The organism is Pseudolysinimonas sp. (assembly GCF_057350545.1).
Genome location: NZ_JBMRCP010000003.1, coordinates 12660 through 33550, shown reverse-complemented (window position 1 = coordinate 33550; position 20891 = coordinate 12660). Strand labels below are relative to the sequence as shown.

Here is a 20891-nt window from a genome sequence, read left to right as displayed (position 1 = left end):
GATGCCCTCATGACTCCCGAGACCCTCGCCGCCTGGTCGCTCGTCGGCGTGTACTCGGCCGCCGCGGTCTACCTCGGCGCGTTCGTCGTCTTCATGCTCGACCTCGCGAAGCGCTCGTCGGTGGCTCCCGCGAAGGCGACCACGGCATCCGCGACTCAACTGAACGGGTCGACCGCGGTGCTCGTCGACGCGCCTCCGGCCCCGCCGACCGTCGAGACCCCGCGACCCAGCCGCAACGCTCGGGTCGGCTTCGCGCTCACCATCGTCGCCTGGGTCGTGCACGTCGCCGCGATCATCCTGCGCGGGGTCGCCGCCGAGCGCGTGCCGTGGGCCAACATGTTCGAGTTCGCGCTCACCGGCACGGGCATCATCGTCGGCGTCTTCGTGTTCGCGAACCTCTGGAAAGACCTGCGCTTCCTCGGCACGTTCGTCACCGGCCTCGCCGTGCTGCTGCTCGTGCTCGCCACGCGCAACCTCTACGTCGACGTCGTGCCGCTACCGCCGGCCCTCGACTCGGCGTGGCTCGTCGTGCACGTGCTCGTCGCCATCCTCGCGACCGGGTTCTTCGCGCTCGGCGCGGGGCTGTCGATCACGCAGCTGATGCAGTCGCGGCGGGAGGCCGGCGGGCTGAAGCGGGCACGGTTCCTCACGACGCTGCCCGGCTCGACCGTGCTCGAGACCCTCGCCTACCGGGTCAACGTCATCGGCTTCGTGCTGTGGACGTTCACGCTCATCTTCGGCGCCATCTGGGCCGAACGCGCGTGGGGTCGCTACTGGGGCTGGGACACGAAGGAGGTCTGGACCTTCGTGATCTGGGTCGTCTTCGCCGGCTACATCCACGCCCGCGCGACGCGCGGCTGGCGCGGGTCGCGCTCCGCCATCCTCGCCCTCGTCGGCTTCGCGGCGGTGCTCTTCAACTTCACCGTCGTCAACCTGTTCTTCACCGGTCTGCACGCCTACTCGGGGCTGTAGACGGGCGACACTTTTGTCGAGTTAGTTGCACATTGCCGCGTACTCCCGCAGCAGTCTGCAACTGAGGGTGCGAATCACGGCCGAAGTTCGACGAACGAGCCGAGCGGTCGACGCGGTCGCAGTCGCAGAACGTCCCGGGAGTACGCGGCAATGTGCAACTAACTCGACAAAACTCGTTCGTCTAGGGGAGCAGCTCCCGGCAGCGCTCCAGACGGGCGAGCCACCAGTTGCGGCGCTCGGGCGGGGCGGCCCAGCGGTCGAGCAGGTCGGGGTCGGCGTCGACGCGGTCGACCGGGATGCGGCCCTCCCGCGGCAGCAGCGGATGCGCGGCGACGTCGGCGGCGAGCAGCGCGGCGGTTCCGAGGCCGCAGTCGAAGTCGAGGTCGGGCAGGGCGGCGGCGAGGCGGGCGCCCATCGCGAGACCGACGGAGGTGTCGAGGGCGCTCGAGACGACGGCGGGGAGGCCCGACGCCGCGACGATGCGCAGCGCTGCGGCGATCCCGCCGAGGGGTGCGGCCTTCACGACGAGCAGGTCGGCGGCGCCCTCGCGCGCGACGAGCAGGGGATCGGCGGCCTTGCGCACGCTCTCGTCGGCGGCGATCGGCAGGTCCCAGTCGTGCAGCCGGGCGCGCAGTTCCGCGAGCTCGGGCACGGTCGCGCAGGGCTGCTCGAGGTACTCGAGGTCGAACGGGCTCAACTCGTGCGCCGCGCGCTCGGCCTCGTCGACGTTCCAGCCGCCGTTGGCATCCACCCGGATGCGTCCCGCGGGGCCGAGCCGCTCGCGCACCGCCCGCACGCGGGCGACATCGTCGGCGAGGGTCTGGCCGCGTTCGGCGACCTTGACCTTCACCGTGCGGGTCGCGCCGAAGCGGTCGAGCACCTCGTCGACGTACTCCGGCGGCACCGCCGGGAGCGTCGCGTTGACCGGGATGACCTCGCGCACGAGCTCCGGCTCGGCGCCCCAGCCGTAGTCGAGCGCCGCCGCGAGCCAGGTCGCCGACTCCTCGTCGGAGTACTCGGTGAACGGCGAGAATTCGCTCCAGCCCGACGGACCGCGCAGCAGGAGCGCCTCGCGCACCTCGATGCCGCGGAACCGCGTGGCGAGCGGCAGCGCGACGACGTGCGCGACCGAGCGCAGCTCGCGAGCATCCGGTGAGGCTCCCATCACCCCAGTGTGCTCGGTAGGCTGACCGCACGCGAGCAGAGAGGATGCGGCATGAGCCTTCAGCCTCCCGGCGGCCAGCAGCCGACTCCGGGCTACTCGCGGCTCCGCATCCCGCAGCCCGGCCAGACGCCCGGCTACTCGCAACCCGGTCACGCGCCGGCGACGGGATTCCTCGTCAACTCCACGCCCGTGCAGCCGATGCGGCAGCTGAAAGCCCCGACGCTCATGGAGTTCTGGCGCAGCGACTCCCGCGTCGCACCCGGGCGGAAGCCGCCGAAGTGGGCGGGTCGCGCCGCCTTCTGGATCGGGATGCTCGCCGCCATCCTGTTCTTCGCCGGCGGCTTCTTCGGCGCCGCGGTGCTCGTCGCGCTCGCCTCCCCGTTCTCGGTGGTGGCGATCTTCTTCGCCCTGATCGCCCTCATCGCGGGCGTCGGTCGGGGCCTCGGCTTCTTCGGCCTGGTCTTCGCCCTCGCCGGCAGCACCCTCTTCTGGGCCTGGCTCGCGTCGGTGTTCGGGTAGGTTCTGTCGCCTTAGTTGCACATTGCTCCGTCTTCCCGGAGCAGTCTGCAACTGAGACGGCGAACTAGGCTCGACCCGTGACCGATGCCGTCGACCCGACCCTCGAGGTCGCCCCCCGGGTGCGCCCGCGCTGGCCCGGACGGGCGGCGCTCGCCTGCGGCATCCTGACCCCCCTCGCCGTCGCCGCCGGCGTCGCGGCGACGCAGACCGGAGCGTTCGAGTTCGCCATCGGGGCGGCCTGGACCGCGATCGGGGCGAGCGTCCTCGCGGTACTCGGCGGCGTCGTCGCGATCATCGGCAACTGGGACCGCGGTGCCGGGATCGCCGGACTCGCCGTCGGCGTCCTCGGCAACCCGCTCGTGCTGCTGCACGGCCTCGACGCGGTCGGGAGCGTCTGATGCCCACCGCCGGAGTGTCGGAGCTCTTCGACCCCGCGGCCTGGGTCGACGTGCCCGCCTTCGACGACCTCACCGACCTCACGTACCACCACGACACCACCGGCGGCGTCGCACGCATCGCGTTCGACCGCCCCGAGGTGCGCAACGCGTTCCGCCCGCACACCGTCGACGAGCTGCTGCGCACCCTGACGGATGCCGCGAGCAACCCGCGCATCGGCGTGGTGCTGCTCACCGGCAACGGGCCGTCGCCGAAGGACGGCGGGTGGGCGTTCTGCTCGGGCGGCGACCAGCGCATCCGGGGGAAGGGCGGGTACGAGTACGACGAGGGGGGTCTCGACACGTCGGCTGCGCCGACTACTCGACCACCGAGCGGGGGCGGACGGCTGCACATCCTCGAGGTGCAGCGGCTCATCCGGTTCATGCCCAAGGTCGTCATCGCCGTCGTACCCGGCTGGGCGGCGGGTGGCGGCCACTCGCTGCACATCGTCTGCGACCTCACGATCGCGAGTCGCGAGCACGGCCGGTTCAAGCAGACGGATGCCGACGTCGGCTCGTTCGACGGCGGCTACGGCAGCGCGTACTTCGCGAAGCAGGTCGGGCAGAAGTTCGCGCGCGAGGTGTTCTTCCTCGCCCAGGAGTACTCCGCGGAGCGCGCCTACGAGCGCGGCGCCGTCAACGCCGTCGTGCCGCACGAGGAACTCGAGAGCACGGCGCTCGAGTGGGCGCACACGATCCTCGGCAAGAGCCCGACGGCGATCCGCATGCTCAAGTTCTCGATGAACGCGACCGACGACGGGATGGTCGGGCTGCAGGTGCTCGCCGGGGAGGCCACCCGCCTCGCCTACGGCACCGATGAGGCGCAGGAGGGCCGCGACGCGTTCCTCGAGAAGCGCCCGCCAGACTGGTCGCCCTACTCCTGGCCGTTCTGACGATGAGCGGAACCTGAGCCGATGCGCCGCCTCCGCACGGTGAGCCCGGGGCAGGGCGTGCTGCCGGCGCTCCGGGGGGCACTCGGCGGGGGCGACGCGATCCTCGTCGGAGCACCCACCGCGGAGCTCCCCGCCGAGGTGCCGCAGCGAGTCGCCGTCGTCGTCGAGACGAGCGGCTCGACCGGCGCACCCAAACGGGTCGCGCTCTCCGCCGATGCCCTGCTTGCGAGCGCCGCGGCGAGCGAGTCGGCGCTCGGCGGTCCCGGCCAGTGGCTGCTCGCCCTGCCGACCCACTACATCGCGGGGATCAACGTGCTCGTGCGCTCCCTCGCCGCCGAGACCGAGCCGGTCGTCGTCGAGGGCGACCACTTCACGGCCGCCGCGTTCGTCGACGCCGCGGCGCGCCTCGAACTCCCCGAACGCTTCACGTCGCTCGTACCGGCGCAGCTCGCGAGGCTGCTCGACGACCCGGCGGCGACCGCGGCACTCGCCCGCTTCGACCGCGTGCTCGTGGGCGGCCAGGCGCTCGCCGCTCCCGTGCTGCAGCGGGCTCGGGATGCCGGGGTCGCCGTGACGAGAACCTACGGGTCGAGCGAGACGAGCGGCGGGTGCGTCTACGACGGTGTGCCGATCGGACAGACGCACGTGCGCGTCGTCGACGGCGAGGTGCAGCTGGGCGGGCCGACGCTCGCCGAGGGCTACCTCGGCGACGAGGCACTCACCGCCGAACGTTTCCTCCACGAGGAGGGGATGACGTGGTTCCGCACCGCCGACGCGGGCGCGTGGGATGGCGAACGCCTCTCGATCAGCGGCCGCCGCGACGATGTCGTGATCTCCGGCGGCATCAAGGTCTCCCTCGGCGCCGTCGAGAGGCTGCTGCACGACCACGGGTTCCCCGGGGCCGTCGTCGTGAGGGGAGCCGATGAGCGTTGGGGCGAGGCACCCGTCGCCTTCATCACCGACGACCACGACACCGCACCCGCCACCGCCGCGATCGAAGCGGCCCTCGGACCGGCCGCCCGTCCCCGCTTTCGCCGCGTGAGCGGCATCCCGTACCTGCCCAACGGCAAACCGGATCGGGTGAGCCTGACCGCCCAGGCCGAAGCCGCCGCGAGGTGATGCCGAGGGGTCACGTTGGGGCCTCTGGCGGGGTGACGAAGGCCACAAAGGCGACCCCTCGCGGTCGGAGGCAATAGGGTCGAGCCGTGGCGAAGCAGCAGCGACCGATCCCCCGCGCCAAGATGGCCGCGAAGATGCAGGAGAACCGGCCGATCCCGCCGAAGGCGAAGGTCAAGACCGCCGGCAAGCTCCAGGCGGTCAAGCCGGCGACGCTCGGCACCTGGATCGCGGGAGCGCGCCCGCAGACGCTCGTGCTCGCGATCGTGCCCGTCGCCCTGGGCACCGCGGCCGCCGCCCAGGTGATGGAGAACTGGTACGACCACTGGGTGCGTGCGCTGCTCGCGCTCGGCGTCGCGGTGTTCCTTCAGATCGGCGTCAACTACGCCAACGACTACTCCGACGGGGTGCGCGGCGTCGACCGCGACCGCGTCGGACCCGAGCGCCTCGTCGGCTCGGGCCGCGCGAAGCCGCGCACCGTGCTCGTCGTCGCCCTCGTCTTCTTCGGCCTCGCCGCCGTGGCGGGGGCCGTGCTGGTCTGGCGCACCGAGCAGTGGTGGCTGCTCGCGGCCGGGGCGCTGTGCCTCGCCGCCGGGTGGTTCTACACGGGCGGCCGCCGTCCGTACGGCTACCTCGGGCTCGGCGAGGTCGCGGTGTTCGTCTTCTTCGGCATCGTCCCTGTCGCGGGCACGATGTACGTGCAGGTGCTCGACGTCAACATCGAGGCCTGGCTCGCCGGTGTCGCGGCGGGCGCGCTCGCCTGTGCGGTGCTCGTCGCCAACAACGCGCGCGATCGGGAGCGCGACAAGGTGCACGGCAAGCGCACCCTCGCGGTGCTGCTCGGCGACCGCGGCTCGCGCGCGCTGTACGTCGTGCTGCTGCTCGTGCCGTTCGGCATCCTCGCGTTCTTCGCGCTGTTCTACGAGCCGAGCACGGGCACGGGTTACGCGCCGTTCGTGTACTTCGCGGGCGTCGCGGCGCTTCCCGCGCTGCTCATCGCGGTGACGGGCAGGACCGCGCGCGAGTGGGTGCTGGTCATGAAGCTCACGCTCCTGACGACGCTCCTCTACGGCCTCGGCCTCGCGGTCGCCATCGCCCTGCCGGGCGCGATCGCCTAGAGACGTTCAGCGGGCGTCTTCGGCATCCTCGTCGGTGCGCGTCTTCGCCTCGGCGGCGGCGCCGCGCGACTCCGCGAGTTGCGCGGCGACCTGATCGCGCAGCGGACGCAGGAAGATGTACGACACGCAGAAGCCGACGGCGGCGGCGATGAGCGCGGCGATCCACCATTCGAATCCGATCGCCATGAGGATGCCGAGCGGCACGGCGAAGACGAGCACGCGCACGACGGAGTAGATCACCCAGGCACGCACCCGCACAGTCTAGGCCGCGAGCCTGAGGCGACCGTCGAGCGCAACCCCAGGGAACGGGGTGCCGGACTGCCTAGAATCAGGGCATGACGAGGCTGATCCCGGTGCTGCTCCTCGTGCTCGCATTCATGATCTTCACGGTCGTGGACATCGTGCTCATGGATCGCAGCCGCGTGCGCGGTCTGCCCAAGCCCGCCTGGATCGCGCTCGCCGTCCTGCTGCCGGTCGTCGGCGGCGTGCTCTGGCTCGCGGTCGGTCGCGTTCGCCTCCGCGACGCGGGAAGCCCGGCCCGTCGCGGCCCCATCGCCCCCGACGACGACCCCGCGTTCCTCAACCGCCTCGGCCGCGAGCAGGCGATGGAGGACCGGATCGAGCAGCTCGAGCGGGAGCTCCGCGACCTCGACGATGACGGCAAGCCGAAAGACTGACGCGGAGCCCTCGCCCGCGAGCGAGTTCTCCGTCGCCTTCCTGGGTGAGCTCGTCCGTCGCGGGGTGCGCGACCTCGTGCTCTGCCCCGGCTCCCGGTCGCAGGCCCTCGCCCTCGCTGCCGCCGAGTTCGAGCGGAAGGGGCTCCTGCGGCTCCACGTGCGCATCGACGAACGCTCGGCGGCCTTCCTCGCGCTCGGCCTCGCCCTCGCATCCCGCATCCCCGTGCCGATCGTGACGACGTCGGGCACGGCCGTCGCCAACCTGCTGCCCGCCGTGCTCGAGGCGTCGCACTCGGGCGTGCCACTCGTCGTCGTCACCGCCGACCGGCCGGCGGAGCTGCTCGGCATCGGAGCCAACCAGGCGACCGTGCAGCGCGGCATCTTCGGCAGCGCGGTGCGTCGCGACTGGGATGTCCCCGCCCCCTCGTCGGCGGACGGCGCCGTCGACCTCGCGACCGCCGTGCTCGCCGGGATCACCGGGCCCGTGCACGTGAACCTCGCGCTGCGCGAACCGCTGTCGTCGGTCGTGCCCGTCCCCGAGGTGAGCCCCGGGGTGTGGTCGGCGGACCCGGTCGCGAGCGACCCCGCGGTGCTTCACCCCGGTGCGCTCACGGTGGTCGTCGCCGGCACCGGGGCGGGCGAGCGCGCCGAGGAGGTGGCGCGCGAGCTCGGTGCCCCGCTGCTCGCCGAGGTCGCGAGCGGCGCGCGCTTCGGCCCGAACCTCGTGCCCGCCTACCGCGAGCTGCTGCGCGAGCCGGGTTTCGGCGACCGCATCGAGCGCGCGGTCGTGTTCGGGCATCCCACCCTCAGTCGGGAGGTACCGGCACTGCTCGAGCGCCCCGACGTCGAGGTCGTCACGATCCGCGGACCCGAACGGGATGCCTACGACCCCGGTCGCCGGGCGCGCCACGTTCCCGGGGTGGTGGTGACGGGGCCACCGCATCCCGAGTCGCGGGCCTGGGTCGGACCGTGGGTGCACGCGTCGCGGCAGCTGCTCGCCGTCGAGGAAGCCTCCGCGGTCTCCGTCGGCGACGACCGGCTTGAGCGCGCCGAGTTCGCGCGCGTGCAGCTCGAGCGCCTGCGCGAACCCGTCACGCGTCGGATGCTCGCGGAAGCCGTGTGGGCGATCACCTGGCCGCACGACCGGCTCGTGCTGGGGGCATCCCGGCTCGTGCGCGACCTCGACCGCGTCGCGATGGGCAAGCGCATCCCCGTGCTCGCCAACCGGGGCCTCGCCGGCATCGACGGCACGATCGCCACGGCGACCGGGATCGCGCTCGCCGCCGCCGCGGGCTCCCCGGAGCGGCCGGGCGTCACGCGCGTGCTGCTCGGCGACCTCGCCCTGCTGCACGACGCGGGCTCGCTCGCGCCCGCACTCGGCGAGCCGGTCGCTCCGATGCAGGTGATCGTCGGCAACGACGGCGGCGGCACGATCTTCGACGCGCTCGAGGTCGCGGGGACCGCCGAACCGGAGCTCTTCGATCGCGTGCTGTACACGCCGCACGCGATCGACCTCGCGGCTCTCGCCGCTGCCTACGGCTGGGAGTACCGTCGCGCCGCGACGCGCGGCGAGCTCGAGGACGCGCTCTCGGCATCCGGTGCCCGCGTGATGATCGAGGTTCCGCTCGCACGCTGACGGTCGTAGGGTCGGCGCATGAGCGTGCCCGAGACCCCCGCTTCCGAGATCGCGAGCCTGCTGCGCGCCCGACCCGGCATCGACCTCGCCGGCGTCGACACCTCCGGCACGCCCGGCTTCGACGGCGACAAGGCTGCGGGCGAGGAGGCTCTCGCGGCCGGGGCCGAGGAGCTCGCCGATCTGCAGGAGCAGCTCTTCGCCGCGTCGCGCAGCGGAGGCGACACCCGCCGCGTGCTGCTCGTGCTGCAGGCGATGGATACCGCGGGCAAGGGCGGCATCGTGAAACACGTCGTCGGCTCGGTCGACCCGCAGGGCGTCGCGATCGCCGCCTTCAAGCGCCCGACGCCCGAAGAGGAGGCGGAGCACTTTCTCGCGCGCATCCGCCGTCGCGTTCCGGCCCCCGGGATGATCGGCGTCTTCGACCGGTCGCAGTACGAGAGCGTGCTCATCCACCGTGTGCGCGGGCTGTCGACGCTCGACGAGGTGGAGTCGCGGTATCCCGAGATCGTCGAGTTCGAGGAGTCGCTCGTCGCCGGCGGCACCACGGTGATCAAGGTGATGCTGCACATCTCGAAGGACGAGCAGAAGGCCCGCCTCGCCGAGCGGCTCGAGCGCGCCGACAAGCACTGGAAGTACAACCCGGGGGATGTCGACGAGCGTCAGTACTGGGAGGCCTATCAAGAGGCGTACGAGCTCGCGATCACGCGCACCTCGACCGACGCCGCGCCTTGGTACGTCGTGCCTGCCGACCGCAAGTGGTACGCCCGGCTCGCGGTGCAGCAGCTGCTGCTCGACGCTCTGCGCGGCCTGCGGCTCGAGTGGCCGCCGGCGACGTTCGACGTCGAGGTGGAGAAGAAGCGGCTCGCCGCGACCTAGGCCGCCCCGCGGGTTGAGGAGCGCCGCGCGCAGCGCGACGCGTCTCGAAACCCCGGACAAGCAACCCAGATGAGGGGTTTCGAGACGCGTCCGCCTGCGGCGGGCGCTCCTCAACCCGCGAGGGTTTGGGTTCAGCCGAAGGCTTCGACGATGGGGCGGAACTTGAGTTTCGTCTCCGCGAACTCGCGGTCGGGGTCGGACTCGGCGACGATGCCCGCTCCCGCGAAGGCGGTCAGGGTGCCGTCGGCGGCGAGTTCGGCGGAGCGCAGCGAGATCGCCCACTTGCCGTCGCCCGAGGCGTCGACCCAGCCGACCGGGCCCGCGTAACGGCCGCGGTCGAAGGGCTCCAGCTCGCGGATGACCTCGAGCGCCGTGCGCGTCGGGGTGCCCGCGACGGCGGCGGTGGGATGCAGGGCCGCGACGAGGTCGAGGGCGCCCGAGCCGTCGGAGAGCCGTCCGTGCACATCGCTGCCGAGGTGCCAGAGGTTGGGCAGCTTGAGGGTGAACGGCATCTCGTCGGCCGTGATGCCGGGGCCGTGCGGGCGGAGGGCACGCAACACGCTCTCGACGGCGAAACGGTGCTCGTCGAGGTCTTTCGGTGAGGTCGCGAGTTCGGTGGCGGCCGCGGCATCCGCTTCGGCATCCGAGCCGCGGGCGTGGCTGCCGGCGAGCACGCGCGACGTCACCTCGCCCTCCGTCACCCGCACGAGCGTCTCGGGGCTCGAGCCGAGGTGGCCGTCGACGGCGAAGGTCCAGGTGTCGGGGTAGCCGAGCGCGAGCTCGAGCAGCACGCGCCGGAGGTCGGCGCCTTCGGGCACGTGCGCGGTGAGGTCGCGCGCGAGCACGACCTTCTGCAGGCGCTCGGCCCCTCCGGTGCCCGCCAGGATGCGCGCGACGGCGGTGCGGACGGCATCCCGATACCCGTCGGCGCCGAGCGCGCCGGGGTGCAGCGAGAGGCGGTACTCCGCGCCGAGTGGCGAGGCGGTGACCGGATCGTCGGCGCCGTTGACGCGCGTGATCCAGCCGACGCCGTCGCGACGGCCGACGACGACGCGCGGCACGATGAGCACGCTCGCGCGGGAGGAGGCGTCGTCGAACGCGAAGGCGCCGAAGGCGACGAGTCCCGAGCCTCGTACCTTCACGTCGTCGTCGACCGCGGCGGAGGCGGCGACGTCGCGCCAGGCGGCGGCGGCATCCTGGATGCGCGTCGGTCCGCGGAACTCGAGCCTCAGCGCCTCGCCGAGACCGACGATGCCGTCGGACCGGCGGAGGAACAGCAGCGGTCGACCGGGGTCGGCGTACGGGATGAGCGAAGGGACCGGGTCGATCCGGCGCGTTTCGACGGTGAGGTCCGTCACACCTCCAGCCTAGGCTCCTCGCGGCACCCACGCCGGACCCGAGGCGTCCGCCCTGCGTAGGATGGATCAAGTGAGCACGGCGGACCTGAACAAGGACCCGGATGAGGTGTCCGGCATGTTCGACGACGTCGCCGCCGGGTACGACCGCACCAACACGGTGCTGAGCGCGGGCAACGCGATCCTCTGGCGCATCGCGACCACGAAGGCGATCGATCCGAAGCCGGGCGAGCGCATCCTCGATATCGCGTGCGGCACCGGCACGTCGACCGTGCCGTTGGCGAAGGCGGGCGCGACCGTCGTCGGCGTCGACTTCTCCGCCGCGATGATCGCCGAGGCCGAGCGCAAGCATCCGCACCTCGAGTTCCGCGAGGCCGACGCGATGAAGCTGCCGTTCGGCGACGACGAGTTCGACGCCGTCACCATCTCGTTCGGCCTGCGCAACGTGCAAGACCCGAAGGTCGCGCTCGCCGAGATGTACCGCGTGCTCAAGCCGGGCGGCCGCATCGTCGTGTGCGAGTTCTCGAAGCCGCCGCGCGCCCTGCTCCGGGCGGGCTACTTCGCCTACCTCCGCGTCGTCGCCCCGCTCGTCGCGGGCATCACGTCGTCGAACCCCGACGCCTACAAGTACCTCGTCGAGTCGATCCAGGCCTGGCCCGACCAGCAGACGCTGACGCAGTGGATCCGCGGCGTCGGCTTCACCCGGGTCGCGTACCGCAATCTCACGACCGGCGTCGTCGCGCTGCACCGCGGCCGCAAGCCGGAGGATCTCGCGATCCGCACGGCCCCCGCGCGCCGCACCGGCCGCGCCGCCACCGCGCGCGGCGCGGGGCGTGCGAAGCCGAAGCCGAGCACCCCGTGAGCCCGGCCCCGCCGGCCCGGCGCAGCAAGACCCTCAGCTCGTCGCTCGGACTCGGCGAGAAGCTCTTCGCCTCGAGCGAGGAGCGGCAGTTCGCCGCCGACATCGAGAACGGTCTCGCGATCGTCGAAGACCGGCTCGTCGAGCAGGTGCGCTTCGCCGACGAGATCGCCGACGTGACGACCCGCTACCTGCTGGATGCCGGGGGCAAGCGGGTGCGTCCCGTGCTGACCCTGCTCACCGCGCAGCTCGGATCGGGATCGAACGACGACGTGCTCACGGCGGCGCAGGCCGTCGAGATCACCCACCTCGCGTCGCTGTACCACGACGACGTCATGGACGAGGCGGAACTGCGTCGCGGCGTCCCGTCGGCGCAGACCGTCTGGGGCAACTCGGTCGCGATCCTCACCGGCGACCTGCTGTTCGCGCGCGCCTCGAAGCTCATCGCGTCGCTCGGCGAACGCGCCCTCACCATCCAGGCCGACACCTTCGAGCGGCTGTGCCTGGGCCAGCTGCACGAGACGATCGGGCCGCAGCCGGGCGACGACCCGATCGAGCACTACCTCGAGGTGCTGTCCGACAAGACCGGATCGCTCATCTCGCTCGCGGGCCTCGTCGGGGTCATCTTCTCCGACGCCCCCGAGGAGTACCGCGAGCCGGTGAAGCAGTTCGGCGAGCGGATCGGCGTCGCCTTCCAGCTCGTCGACGACGTCATCGACCTCTCCGGCGCGATCGAGAAGACCGGCAAGGCGGCGGGCACCGACCTGCGGGCGGGCGTGCCGACGCTCCCGCTCCTCTACCTGCGCCGACGGGCGGAGTCGGATGCGGCGTCCGCCGAGCTGCTCGCACGGCTCGAGCGCGACATCGAGCAGTCGACCGACGAGGTCGTGCATCCGGACTTCGCGGCGGCCGTCGCCGAGCTGCGCCGGCACGCGGTGACGGACGATACACTCGCCGAGGCGCGACGCTGGGCCGACCGTGCGGTGGAGGCTCTCGAGCCGCTGCCGGACGGGCCCGTGAAGAAGGCGCTCACGCGCTTCGCGCAGGCGATCGTCGAGCGATCGGGCTGACCGCTCCGAATACCCCCGCGGGTCGAGTGCCGCGCGCAGCGCGGTGTATCGAGACCCACCCCGAGCAACCGTGAGGAACTACGTTGACCAAGCTTCGCCTGGCCATCGTCGGAGCCGGCCCCGCCGGCATCTACGCCGCTGACATCCTGCTCAAGCACGAGCGGTCGTTCGACGTCTCCATCGATCTCTTCGAGGGACTCCCCGCGCCGTACGGCCTCGTGCGCTACGGCGTCGCCCCCGACCACCCGCGCATCAAGGGCATCATCACGGCCCTGCGCGAGGTGCTCGACCGCGGCGACATCCGCATCTTCGGCAACGTCCAGTACGGCCGCGACATCACGCTCGACGACCTCAAGAAGCACTACCACGCCGTCATCTTCGCGACCGGCGCCGTGCGCGACGCCGACCTCGACATCCCGGGCATCGACCTGCCCGGGTCGTACGGTGCCGCCGAGTTCGTCTCCTGGTACGACGGCCACCCCGACTTCCCGCGCGAGTGGCCGCTCGACGCGAAGTCGGTCGCCGTGATCGGCAACGGCAACGTCGCGCTCGACGTCGCGCGCGTGCTGGCGAAGCACGCGGATGATCTGCTGCCGACCGAGATCCCCGCGAACGTCTACGAGGGACTCAAGGCGTCGCCCGTCACCGACGTGCACGTCTTCGGCCGCCGCGGCCCGACGCAGGTGAAGTTCAGCCCGCTCGAGCTGCGCGAGCTCGGCGAGCTGAACGACGTCGACATGGTCGTCTACGACGAGGACTTCGACTACGACGACGCCGCGCGTGCGGCCATCGAGTCGAACAAGCAGGTCCTCGTGATCGATCGCGTCTTCACGAAGTGGCGCTCCGAGGAGCCGGGCACCGCCTCGCGTCGCCTGCACCTGCACTTCTACGCGCGCCCGGTGGAGGTCGTCGCCGGTCCCGACGGGCGGGTCGCCTCGTTCCGCTACGAGCGCACCGAGCCGGACGGCGCGGGCGGCGTGCGCGGCACCGGCGAGATGCGCTCCGTCGACGTGCAGGCCGTCTACCGCGCGGTCGGCTACTTCGGCTCGCCGCTCGACGGCATCCCGTTCGACGAGCGCCGCGGCGTCATCCCGAACCACGAGGGCCAGGTGCTCGGCTCCGACCCGTCGAGCCCCGGGCAGGACAACGAGATCCTTCCCGGCGTCTACGCCACGGGCTGGATCAAGCGCGGCCCCGTCGGCCTCATCGGCCACACCAAGTCGGATGCCATGGAGACGATCCAGCACCTCGTCAACGACCAGGCATCCTGGTGGAGCCCCGCCGATCCGTCGGAGGAGTCGGTCACGGCGCTGCTCGAGTCGCGCGGCGTGGAGTACACCAACCTCGACGGCTGGCATGCGCTCGACCAGCACGAGATGGCGCTCGGCGAGCCCGAAGGTCGCGCGCGCATCAAGGTCGTCCCGCGCGAAGAGATGGTGCGCGTCTCCCGCTCCGGTCAGTAGCTGCCGCCGAGTGCATCGATTCGCGTCGAGTGCACGTGCGGACTGATGCGAGCTCGACGCGAATCGGTGAAGTCGGCGTGACCGGCTACTGCACGGCGGCGGTGAGACGCGCGAGGTTGTCGAGCACGCGGATCCACACGGGACGCGCCAGCCACTCCTCGAGAGTGAGCTCGCGGCTCATGGCGCGGTTGGCATCCTCGATCGCCCGCAGCTCGTCGAGGAACTTCTGCCCCCGCACCATGACCGAGATCTCGAGGTCGAGGCTGAACGAGCGCATGTCCATGTTGCTCGAGCCGATGACCGAGATCTCGTCGTCGATCGTCATGTGCTTGGAGTGCAGGATGGTCGGTCCCGCGTACAGCCAGATCTTCACCCCCGCCCGCAGCAGCACCTCGTAGTAGGAGCGCTGCGCGTGGAAGACGAGCAACTGGTCGCCGATCTCCGACACGAAGAGCTCCACCTGAAGCCCCGACTGCGCCGCCGTGGTGATCGCGTAGAGCATCGAGTCGTCGGGCACGAAGTAGGGCGACGTGAGGATGACCTTCTTCTGCGCCGCGTACACGAGCGAGTTGAACAGCCGCAGGTTGTTCTCGCCGTCGAACCCGGGACCCGACGGCACGACCTGGCAGTCGTAGTCGCCGTCGCCCTCGGGTCGCGCGGGGGCGGCCTCGCGTTCGAGCAGCTCGCCCGTCTCGGAATACCAGTCGGTGACGAAGAGCGCGTCGATGCCCGCGACGACCGGACCTTCGAACCGCGCCATGTAGTCCTTCCAGTGCAGCCCGCGGCGGTGGTTCTTGCGCCGCTGGTAGCCGGTCTCGACGACGTTCTGCGAGCCGGTGAAGGCGACCTCACCGTCGATCACGAGGAGCTTGCGGTGGTTGCGCAGGTCGGGGCGCTGGAACTGTCCGCGCAGCGGGCGGAACGGCAGCATCCGCCGCCACTTCACACCCATCCGGTTGAGTCGCTTCACCGTGCGGCGGTAGCCGGGGTATTGGAGGTTTCCGAGGTGGTCGAGCAGCACGCGCACGATCACGCCGCGGCGATGCGCCTCCTCGAGGGCGCCGAAGAAGTCGGCGGTAGCCTCGTCGAGCAGCAGGATGTAGAACTCGCAATGCACGGTCTTCTTCGCCGCGCGAATCGCCGCCGTCATCTGGGCGAGCGACTCGGTGTTGTCGTTCCACATGCGCGCCGTGTTGCCGCCGACGAGCGGCATCGCGCCGAGCGTGCGGTTGAGCTCGACGATCGGCTGCAGCCACGACGGCCACGGCGGGTCGAGCTTCACCTTGTCGAAGCCCTCCGTGGTGTCGAGGATGTACTCGTTGATCTCGCGCTGCTTGCGGCGTCGTGCCCGCGGCAGCCGGGCCCGACCGAGGATCAGGAACAGGATGATCCCGACGTAGGGGATGAAGAAGATCGCGAGCAGCCAGGCGAGCGCGGTCTGCGGTCGGCGGTTCTTCGGCACGAAGATCAGGGCCAGGATGCGCACCGCGAAGTCGACGACGAGCAGCACCACCGTGACGGTGACCGCGAACCAGCCGTCGATCATGGCTTCAGTCTGGCAGGGGCGGGCGGCTTCCCCGGGAGGGCGAGGCGGTGCCCGACAGTCGCGCGGCCGCCGGGCGGTCGGCGATCACGGTCAGGTCGGGGTGGCTCTGCAGCGCGGATGCCGGGCAGGACGGGTCGACAGGACCCTCCAGAGCACGCGCCAAGGCCTCCGCCTTCTCGGCCCCGAAGACGAGCACCACGAGTCGCCGGGCGCGCAGGATGGTTCCCACGCCCTGCGTCATCGCGCGGGCCGGGGTGTCGTCGAGCTCCACGAGAGCCGAGGAGTTCGCGGATCGCGTGCTCGGGTCGAGCTCGACGACCCGCGTCACCCCGTCGAGCGGGGAGCCCGGCTCGTTGAACGCGAGGTGGCCGTTGCGGCCGAGTCCGAGGAGCTGCAGCTCGACGTTCGTTCCCCTCAGCATCTGCTCGTACCGCCGGCACTCCTCGTCGGGCGCGGGTGCGTCGCCCCGCAGGAGATCGACGCGGCGAGGGCCGAGGGGGTCGATGACGTGGTGTGCGAGGTAGGCCGAGAACGAGTCGGGATGCGCGGGCGCGAGCCCGAGGTACTCGTCGAGCGCGACGGCCGTGATCCCCGACCAGTCGACGCGACCGAGGCGGCGGTCCTCGGCGAGGCGACGGTAGAGACCGAGCGGCGTCGCGCCCGTGGCGAACCCCACCGTGGCGCCGGGTGCCGCCCGGACGACGCCGCCGATGAGTGCCGCCGCTCGGTCTGCTCCGGCGTCGACGGAGTCGACGAGTTCGATCACGGCTCGATCGGGCGGATGCGATCGGCGTGCAGGTTCTCGATCTCGGCGTTGGCCTCGTCGCCGTCCGGCAGATTCATCGACCGGTAGATCGGCGGACGCAGTCCCTCGTCGAGGTAGCGCCGGGCGATGCCCTCGGTGAGCATCTGCACGATGACGACACCCAGGAGGTTCGACACCGCGCCGACCGCGATGCCGTCGGCGAGCGGCAGCGCGGCGTCACCCGCCGGTCCGAGGTTGTCGAGGACGAGGTCGGCGACCTCGAACAGCCGTTCCCCGGACGGGTGCCGGGAGGCCACGGTGGAGCTGTGCGCCATCGAGGTGAGCGCGACGAGGGGCAGCCCGCGCTCGCGCGCGATCCGCGCGAACTCGACGGTGATGCCGTTGATACCCGAGTTCGACGCGACGAGCACGACGTCGCGGGCGTCGTCGATGCGCGAGAGGTCCCAGAGCTGCTGCGCGTAGGTGGCGTCGCGTTCGAGCAGAGGGTCGGAGATGGCCGAGAACGGCAGGTCGCCGTGAGCGGCGAGGTCCTGCATCCGGATCAGGTTCACCGGGCGCAGGCCGCCTGCCCGCCCCGTCATCTCGTGCACGGGCAGGCGCGCGTGGCCGGTCGCGAACAGCTGCAGCACACCGCCCTCGAGGAGGCGGGGGGCGATGAGGTCGACGGCGCGGTCGATCGCCTCGGTCTGGGTCGCGACGAGCTCGGCGATCTTCGCCGTGGCGAGGTCGGGGTAGGAGTAGGGCATGGGGTCTCCGGTCAGGAACGGGGCGGGGCGGTGAGGAACGGGGAGAGGGCGGCCCGGAAGGCCGATTCGGCGACGTCCGAGAACACCGCGGTGCGGGCCTCGTAACTGTCGGCGGCGACGGCGGCGGCATCCGGGAGGTACCCCAGGTAGTCGTCGACGCAGCCGAGGAGGCGCACGGGGCCGTGGCGGCGGAGGGTTGCGGCGGTGCTCGAGAAGACCTCGAGGGGGGTCGCGACCCAGCGGATGCCGTCGAGGCCGATGACCGTGACCGGAACGTCGATCACGGGGCCGCGCGCGGCGACCGCGACGTCGACCTCGACCGCTGCTCCGTCGGCGACCGACCTGGCCACGGCATCCTCAGGGTCGGTGTCGGCCTCGGCGCGCGCGCGGGTGAGACGCTCCACGGCGGCGTCGACGTCGACCGACCGCGTCGGGAGCGGGATGTCGACCGACTCGATCTCGAGCTTCCCGACGACGGGTCGCGCGCGCCCGTCGCCGGCGAGGATCGCGTCCGCGACGACGCCGCCGAGACGTTCCACCTCGTCGGAGGAGGCCTCCCGGCGGGTGAACCTCGTGGACAGGTCGCCGCACGCGCCACCGAGGAACGCGATCTCGGCCTCAGGATGGGCGGTTCGCACCCGCCGGCGCATCGCGCCCGGCCAGTCGGCCGACCAGCCCGTCGACGCGGGCCCGAGCACCGTCGGATGGCACGGAGCGTCGACGAGGAGCGCCGTCACCCGACCGCCGACGCTCGCCGTGAGCACGCCGGCCTGGACGGGCACGGCGTCCGACCGCGTGAGCCGAGGGGCGGCGACCCCGCGGATCGTCGGCTCGCTCCAGTCGAGCTCGCAATCGGCGAGACGGGCGACGGCGTCCGCCGCGATGAGGGCGACCCGCTCGGCGAGCTCGTCCACCGCGACCTCGTCGAGGGGAGCCCGGTGCCCGGGTGCGAAGTCGCCGAGCCAGTGCGCCGGCCCACTGTGGGTGTGGGATGCGGCGACGAGGACTCGGGCATCCGGCCCGACCGCCGGGCGTGCGGCGGCGGCCAGTCGGCCGGCGAGAGCCGTCGTCACGGCGACGGCGTCGAGCGTGATCCAGACGAGGCGCGGGCCGGCGTCGAGCACGAGCACCGTCGCCTCGAGGTCGTCGATCGTCGAAGTGGCCACCGCCTCCCCCCGTGCCGCGTAGCCCGCGAGCGGACCCGGGCGGCTCGGGGTGACGATCCCGTGCGCGGCGCCGACGCGGGTGGTCACGACCCGGACGCGCGCAGCGCGGCACGCAGGTAGGCGGTCTGGTCCATCGGGTTCGTGACCGCCGTGCCCATGACGACGGTCCATGCGCCCGCGTGGCGGGCCGCCACGAGGTCGTCGGCCGTGCGGATGCGTCCCTCCGCCACGATCGGCACGTCGAGCTCGGCCGCCAGGGCGGCGATGAGGTCGAGGTCGGGGTGCAGCGCCTCGACGTCGCCGGTGTAACCCGAGAGCGTCGTGGCGACGGCATCCACTCCCGCTTCGGCGGCGAGCTGCCCCGCCCGCAGCTCGTCGACGTCGGCCATGATGGCGCCGTCGCTCGCCTCGCGGATGCGGCGCACCTCCTCGGCGAAGGAGCGCCCGTTCGGACGGGGTCGCAGGGTGGCATCCATCGCGACGACGGAGGCGCCCGCCGCGAAGAGCCGCAGCGCCGACTCCGCGTCGGGCGTGATGAACACGCCGTCGGCGCCGACCTTGTCGATGCCGATGATCGGGATGCGCACGTTCGCGACGATCGCCGAGACGTCGGCGATGCCGTTCGCGCGCACGCCGTCGGCCCCGCCCAGTTCCGCGGCGCGCGCGACGAGCGCCATCGTGGCGGCGCCCGCGAGCGGGTTGGGATGGTAGGCCTGGCAGGAGATCACGAGCGATCCCTCGGCGAGCACGGCGGCGAAGCGGTTCATGCGGGTCCTTCTCCTCGATGCACGAGGTGCTGGTAGAGCGCGGGGCCGGAGCGGGCGAGCCAGGCCGACCCGTCGAGCGGGCCGCCGATCGGCGGGACGATCCGCACCAGCGGCGCCCGGTCGGCGAGGGAGTCCCGGAAGGCGGCGTCGAGCGCCGAGCCGGGGGCGACGAGGCGGCCGACGACGGCGACCTCGTCGAGGCCGAGGGCGCGCGCCGCCGCCGAGCACGAGAGGGCGATCTCCGCACCCGCCGCGGCGACGACCCCGGCGGCGACCGGGTCGTCGTGCGCCGCCGAGATCACGCGCGGCGCGAATCGGGCGACCCGGTCGATGCGCCGCGGGTCGGCATAGAGGTCCCACGTCGCATCGCGCAGCCCCGCGCCGAACTCGGCGATCGCGAGCTCGGCGAGCACGGTGTGCTCGCCCCGCCCGTCGAGGGCGCGGAGTCCCGCATCCATCCCCGCCCGAGCGAGGGCGAAGGCGCTGCCGGCGTCGCCGAAGAGATGCCCCCAGCCGTCGACCCGGTGTCCGCGCCCGTCGGCGGCGACGCCCAAGGTGACAGTGCCGGTGCCCACCGAGGTGACGACCCCGGGGCGGCCGGCGAAGGCGCCCGCGTGCGCGGTCACCTCGTCGGGAGCGAGCACGACCTCGGCGGCGATCCCCGTCGCGTGCAGCTCGGCGGCGAGCCGGGAGCGGGTCGCGTCATCGACCGGCAGTCCGGTGTGCCCCACGACGAGCCGCGCGACCGGGGCGGGCGGAGGGGGGAGGAGCTCGAGCAGCGCCGAGACCTGCCCCACGATGACCCGCGCACCCTCGGTCGTGTGCACGAAGCCACCGAGCTCGACGTCGGACGCGGCCCACGACGCCCGGGCCCGTGTCGTCGACTGGCCGCCATCGACGGCGACCCAGGGGGCGCTCACTTGATGCCCGCGTTCATCGAGATGCCCTCGACGAACTTCTTCTGCAGCACGAGGAAGAGCAGCACCGTCGGCAGCACGGCGATGAGCGCCGCCATGAGGATGATCGGGATGCCGGCATCCCCGAGCTGGTTGCTCTGCATCGCGGCGAGGCCCACCGGAAGCGTGCGGTAGCGGTCGTCGCCGGCGACGATGAGCGGCCACAGATGGCTGTCCCAGTTCGTCATGAAGATGAAGAGGGCGAGTGCGCTCATCGTCCCGGCCACGCTCGGCACGATCACCGAGACGAGGGTGCGCACAGGTCCCGCGCCGTCGAGATGCGCCGCTTCGAGCAGCTCATCGGGCACCGAGTCGATCGCCTGCTTCATGAGGAAGATGCCGAACGCGCTCGTCGCCGCGGGGATGATGAGTCCCGCGAAGCTGTTCGTCCAGCCCAGGTCGAAGACGATCTTGTAGAGCGGGACATAGAGCACTTCGAGCGGCACCATTAGCGTCGCGATGACGAGGATGAACGCCGCGTTGCGTCCCGGATAGCTGAACTTGCTGAAGCTGTAGCCGGCTGCGGTGCAGGTGAGCACGTTGAGCACCGTGACCGAGACTCCCACGATCGTGCTGTTGGCGAAGTAGGTGGCGAACGGCGCCGTCTCGAAGACCGCGAGGATGTTCTGCCAGCGGAACTCCGTCGGCCACCAGCTCGCGCCCGCGCCGAGCGGTTCACCGGGCGACTTGAAGGCGGTGAGCACCGCGTAGACGAGCACGCTCATGATGGCGAGGCCGCCGAGCGCGGCGACACCCAGCCAGGCGCGTTTCAGGATGCGTTCGAGACGCAT

The 20891-nt window shown here is 72.0% G+C and carries 22 protein-coding genes; 12 read left to right on the top strand and 10 right to left on the bottom strand.

Translation table 11 applies throughout. The features are described 5' to 3' along the window. Window positions 1-9 precede the first annotated feature (9 nt). A complete protein-coding gene (gene ccsB / locus ACO1X9_RS00400; RefSeq protein WP_486348850.1) occupies window positions 10-972 on the top strand; it encodes a c-type cytochrome biogenesis protein CcsB in 963 nt (320 codons plus the stop codon). Between the two features lie 181 nt (window positions 973-1153). On the opposite strand, the gene ACO1X9_RS00395 is transcribed toward ccsB, so the two are convergent. After that, on the bottom strand, window positions 1154-2137 hold the full coding sequence (locus ACO1X9_RS00395) for an o-succinylbenzoate synthase (RefSeq protein ID WP_486348849.1): 984 nt from the start codon (window positions 2135-2137) through the stop codon (window positions 1154-1156). A 51-nt stretch (window positions 2138-2188) separates the two neighbouring features. Here ACO1X9_RS00395 and ACO1X9_RS00390 point away from each other — a divergent pair, with 51 nt between their 5' ends. From ACO1X9_RS00390 to ACO1X9_RS00370, 5 genes are all read left to right on the top strand, one after another. After that, window positions 2189-2656 (top strand): hypothetical protein, encoded by a 468-nt coding sequence (locus tag ACO1X9_RS00390; RefSeq protein ID WP_486348848.1) that lies wholly within the window; start codon window positions 2189-2191, stop codon window positions 2654-2656. Between the two features lie 77 nt (window positions 2657-2733). Continuing rightward, a complete protein-coding gene (locus ACO1X9_RS00385; RefSeq protein WP_486348847.1) occupies window positions 2734-3054 on the top strand; it encodes a hypothetical protein in 321 nt (106 codons plus the stop codon). Next, window positions 3054-3983 carry a 1,4-dihydroxy-2-naphthoyl-CoA synthase gene (locus ACO1X9_RS00380; RefSeq protein WP_486348846.1) on the top strand — a complete coding sequence of 310 codons (930 nt, stop codon included), beginning with the start codon at window positions 3054-3056 and terminating at the stop codon, window positions 3981-3983. Before ACO1X9_RS00385 ends, ACO1X9_RS00380 begins: the two co-directional genes overlap by 1 nt. A gap of 21 nt (window positions 3984-4004) precedes the next feature. Next, on the top strand, window positions 4005-5102 hold the full coding sequence (locus ACO1X9_RS00375; RefSeq protein ID WP_486348845.1) for an AMP-binding protein: 1098 nt from the start codon (window positions 4005-4007) through the stop codon (window positions 5100-5102). An 86-nt stretch (window positions 5103-5188) separates the two neighbouring features. Next, window positions 5189-6217 carry a 1,4-dihydroxy-2-naphthoate polyprenyltransferase gene (locus ACO1X9_RS00370; protein ID WP_486348844.1) on the top strand — a complete coding sequence of 343 codons (1029 nt, stop codon included), beginning with the start codon at window positions 5189-5191 and terminating at the stop codon, window positions 6215-6217. Between the two features lie 6 nt (window positions 6218-6223). On the opposite strand, the gene ACO1X9_RS00365 is transcribed toward ACO1X9_RS00370, so the two are convergent. Then, window positions 6224-6469 carry a DUF4229 domain-containing protein gene (locus ACO1X9_RS00365; RefSeq protein ID WP_486348843.1) on the bottom strand — a complete coding sequence of 82 codons (246 nt, stop codon included), beginning with the start codon at window positions 6467-6469 and terminating at the stop codon, window positions 6224-6226. A gap of 83 nt (window positions 6470-6552) precedes the next feature. On the opposite strand from ACO1X9_RS00365, the gene ACO1X9_RS00360 reads away from it, so the two are divergent. The 3 genes from ACO1X9_RS00360 to ACO1X9_RS00350 are packed head-to-tail and all read left to right on the top strand — an operon-like array spanning window position 6553 to window position 9406. Next, window positions 6553-6894, top strand: coding sequence for a PLD nuclease N-terminal domain-containing protein (locus ACO1X9_RS00360; RefSeq protein ID WP_486348842.1), 342 nt, complete (start codon window positions 6553-6555; stop codon window positions 6892-6894). Continuing rightward, a complete protein-coding gene (menD, locus tag ACO1X9_RS00355) occupies window positions 6872-8530 on the top strand; it encodes a 2-succinyl-5-enolpyruvyl-6-hydroxy-3-cyclohexene-1-carboxylic-acid synthase (RefSeq protein ID WP_486348841.1) in 1659 nt (552 codons plus the stop codon). The genes ACO1X9_RS00360 and menD overlap by 23 nt, the downstream gene beginning before the upstream one ends. A gap of 18 nt (window positions 8531-8548) precedes the next feature. After that, entirely contained in the window at window positions 8549-9406 is an 858-nt protein-coding gene (locus ACO1X9_RS00350) for a PPK2 family polyphosphate kinase (protein WP_486348840.1), read from the top strand. Window positions 9407-9537: 131 nt separating this feature from the next. Here ACO1X9_RS00350 and ACO1X9_RS00345 read toward each other — a convergent pair whose 3' ends face one another. After that, window positions 9538-10764, bottom strand: a complete 1227-nt coding sequence (locus ACO1X9_RS00345; RefSeq protein ID WP_486348839.1) for an isochorismate synthase — start codon at window positions 10762-10764, stop codon at window positions 9538-9540. A 70-nt stretch (window positions 10765-10834) separates the two neighbouring features. Here ACO1X9_RS00345 and ubiE point away from each other — a divergent pair, with 70 nt between their 5' ends. The 3 genes from ubiE to ACO1X9_RS00330 all read left to right on the top strand — a co-directional run bounded on the left by ubiE (window position 10835) and on the right by ACO1X9_RS00330 (window position 14153). Further along, on the top strand, window positions 10835-11623 hold the full coding sequence (ubiE, locus tag ACO1X9_RS00340) for a bifunctional demethylmenaquinone methyltransferase/2-methoxy-6-polyprenyl-1,4-benzoquinol methylase UbiE (protein WP_486348838.1): 789 nt from the start codon (window positions 10835-10837) through the stop codon (window positions 11621-11623). Next, complete coding sequence (locus tag ACO1X9_RS00335) at window positions 11620-12690, top strand: polyprenyl synthetase family protein (RefSeq protein WP_486348837.1); 1071 nt, start codon at window positions 11620-11622, stop codon at window positions 12688-12690. Before ubiE ends, ACO1X9_RS00335 begins: the two co-directional genes overlap by 4 nt. A gap of 83 nt (window positions 12691-12773) precedes the next feature. Further along, complete coding sequence (locus ACO1X9_RS00330; RefSeq protein ID WP_486348836.1) at window positions 12774-14153, top strand: FAD-dependent oxidoreductase; 1380 nt, start codon at window positions 12774-12776, stop codon at window positions 14151-14153. An 85-nt stretch (window positions 14154-14238) separates the two neighbouring features. Here the strand turns inward: ACO1X9_RS00330 and cls are convergent, their stop codons facing one another. Genes cls through ACO1X9_RS00295 form a run of 7 tightly spaced genes read right to left on the bottom strand, consistent with a single transcriptional unit; the run spans window position 14239 to window position 20891 of the window. Then, on the bottom strand, window positions 14239-15699 hold the full coding sequence (gene cls / locus ACO1X9_RS00325) for a cardiolipin synthase (RefSeq protein WP_486348835.1): 1461 nt from the start codon (window positions 15697-15699) through the stop codon (window positions 14239-14241). Between the two features lie 4 nt (window positions 15700-15703). Beyond that, window positions 15704-16465 carry a glucosamine-6-phosphate deaminase gene (locus tag ACO1X9_RS00320; protein WP_486348834.1) on the bottom strand — a complete coding sequence of 254 codons (762 nt, stop codon included), beginning with the start codon at window positions 16463-16465 and terminating at the stop codon, window positions 15704-15706. Further along, on the bottom strand, window positions 16462-17211 hold the full coding sequence (locus ACO1X9_RS00315) for a sugar isomerase domain-containing protein (RefSeq protein ID WP_486348833.1): 750 nt from the start codon (window positions 17209-17211) through the stop codon (window positions 16462-16464). Before ACO1X9_RS00315 ends, ACO1X9_RS00320 begins: the two co-directional genes overlap by 4 nt. Window positions 17212-17222: 11 nt before the next feature. After that, on the bottom strand, window positions 17223-18464 hold the full coding sequence (locus ACO1X9_RS00310; protein WP_486348832.1) for a hypothetical protein: 1242 nt from the start codon (window positions 18462-18464) through the stop codon (window positions 17223-17225). Further along, the gene (locus tag ACO1X9_RS00305; protein ID WP_486348831.1) at window positions 18461-19144 is read right to left on the bottom strand and encodes an N-acetylmannosamine-6-phosphate 2-epimerase; all 684 of its coding nucleotides are present in this window, start codon (window positions 19142-19144) and stop codon (window positions 18461-18463) included. Before ACO1X9_RS00305 ends, ACO1X9_RS00310 begins: the two co-directional genes overlap by 4 nt. Beyond that, a complete protein-coding gene (locus tag ACO1X9_RS00300) occupies window positions 19141-20064 on the bottom strand; it encodes an N-acetylglucosamine kinase (protein ID WP_486348830.1) in 924 nt (307 codons plus the stop codon). Before ACO1X9_RS00300 ends, ACO1X9_RS00305 begins: the two co-directional genes overlap by 4 nt. Further along, window positions 20061-20891, bottom strand: coding sequence for a carbohydrate ABC transporter permease (locus tag ACO1X9_RS00295; protein WP_486348829.1), 831 nt, complete (start codon window positions 20889-20891; stop codon window positions 20061-20063). The genes ACO1X9_RS00300 and ACO1X9_RS00295 overlap by 4 nt, the downstream gene beginning before the upstream one ends.